The sequence below is a fragment of the Mycobacterium sp. genome (assembly GCF_049673265.1).
GTDB lineage: Bacteria > Actinomycetota > Actinomycetes > Mycobacteriales > Mycobacteriaceae > Mycobacterium.
In genome coordinates this window covers 1-2042 of sequence record NZ_JBATXN010000505.1, presented here as the reverse complement: position 1 = coordinate 2042, position 2042 = coordinate 1, and the positions used below count along the sequence as shown (strand labels likewise).

2 protein-coding genes are annotated in these 2042 nt (G+C 61.8%); both read right to left on the bottom strand.

Annotated elements, in window-relative coordinates:
- Positions 1 to 1397, bottom strand: a 1397-nt coding sequence (locus tag WBF82_RS17395) for a DUF2254 domain-containing protein (RefSeq protein WP_424384209.1), incomplete at its 3' end; no start/stop codon positions are given.
- 59 nt (positions 1398 to 1456) lie between these two features.
- Positions 1457 to 1924 (bottom strand): cyanase, encoded by a 468-nt coding sequence (cynS, locus tag WBF82_RS17390; RefSeq protein ID WP_424384208.1) that lies wholly within the window; start codon positions 1922 to 1924, stop codon positions 1457 to 1459.
- Positions 1925 to 2042: the final 118 nt, after the last annotated feature.

Genomic DNA, 2042 nt, shown 5'->3' with positions numbered 1-2042 from the left:
GGCGCGGCCTTGCCGTAGTCGAATCCGTCGGTGCTCGGCCTGACCTCGGTGATCCGCGGCGGCGCGCTGGGGTCGACCAGCGCCATCACCATCTCGTAGCTCTTGGTGACGTCGTCGCGGTCGGTGGGCTCGCTTACGGTGGCCAGGTTTAACCTCTGGATTGCCTCGGCTTCGCGGATCAGTACCGTCCGGCGTTTCCGGTCAGGGGTTTGTTCGATAACCTTGGCCAGCGCATCGAGTTGGCGAATCATGATCGCTGGCATACCGATTGCAGCCTGGCGGATGGTGTCGAAGGTGCGCTCGACAAGGCGGTTGAAATCGGCGACGAACGCGATGACACGGATGTTTCCATCTGCGTCACGTCGGATCCGTTGCGGGCGCCAGGAGGTCGATATCCGGCACAGGCAGTCTGCGATCCAGTCGATACAGGTCATTCCGGTGAACGTGTCGTTCACCGCGGGTGACAGCGCACGCAAGGCGATCTCGACCAGCTGGTCGAAGCCAAACGAAATATCCTGCGGCAGCGTGCGATACGCACCCGTAACGTGGCCCAGCGCGAGTCGTTCGGCGACAGAGTCGGCAGCCTCGGGCGGCCAAACCCACGCCATCACCTGGCCGGCAACCAGGAAATGCCCAGGGCGGTAGGGCAATTGGACCACCGCGTCAGCTTTGGTAGCAATTTTCACCAGCACGTCATGGCGGATGACCTGAAGATAGCCGCTGTGCAGCGTGCGGATCGGGGCACCCGACTCTGCCAACTTCGCCAACAACTCTTCGCGCGACGGACCGCGCCCGGTGCCGATATCGTACGAATCGCCGCTATCGAGGGCGGCGATCTCCTCGGCCAATCTTCCGGCGATACGCGCGATCACGACCGGCAGCTGAATCATCGTGGCAATGTGATTAAGGAAGAAGATCAGCACGGCCACGTCGGCCAACGTCAACATGAACGTCACCGTGATCGACAAATGCGGAACGAAATCACCGTGCGGGCCACCGCCTACCGAAACCAGCGCGACCATGGCGTAGCAGAACGACGCGACGAATGTCCCCAACGAAAACTGAGTTCCCGGGTCGCGCACGAAGTTACGCAGCATCCGCGGCCCGAACTGCGTCGAGGCCAGCGTCAAGGCAACGATGGTGATCGAGAAAACGATGCCGACCACGGTGATGATCGCGGCGGCGATGGTGGCCAATACAACGCGAGCCGAGTCGGCGCTGCCGTTCAGCACCCACGTCGGCAGCTCGATGATCCCGTCATAGGCCGAGCGGTCAACTGTGTAGGTGACAGCGAACAGCAGGACCACCGCAACCGTGGCCAAAACCGGGACGAGCCACAAGTTGGTCCGCAGCGCCTCGCGCCGCCAATCGGCCTCGAAATAGACCTGACCACGCATTACTGGATGTTAGCGCGGACAGCTGACGCTGCTGGTTTGTTGACGATTTCTTTACGGGCTCATGTCGATGCCGAAACCCAATCGTAGGGAAGGAATTTACCGTCAAATGTCACCACCACACGGTCGCCCGACGGGTGGGTTTTCTTTTGCAAGTCGACGCTGAAGTTGATCGCACTCATAATCCCGTCACCGAACTGCTCATGGATCAGCTCCTTGATCGCCCCGCCGTACACCTGCAGAGCCTCGTAGAAGCGGTAGATGGTCGGATCGGTGGGCACCGCGGTGGGCTGGCCGCCACGCATGGGCACTGCGGCCAGCACCGCGACCGCCGACTCGTCAAGACCCAACATTTCGACCAGCACCTGGGCAAGGTCGGCGGGAATCGGGTGCTGTCCCAGCAGCGCCGAGGTGGTCCACACCACCGACCGGCCGATCGCGTCGGCCAACTCTTGCCAGGTCAAGCACTTAGCCAGGCGGCTGACGACAATCTGCTCGGTGATCTCGTTTCGGGTCATGGTTACCAGCATGCACCCGGATCCGCGAATCCATCTCGCCGTCAGTGCCTTTCGTAATCCCGTGAATGGCGTCGCGACTGGATGTAGGCTGCGCAGCATTAGGTCTTCAGCCCCACGAGGATCGAGGCCG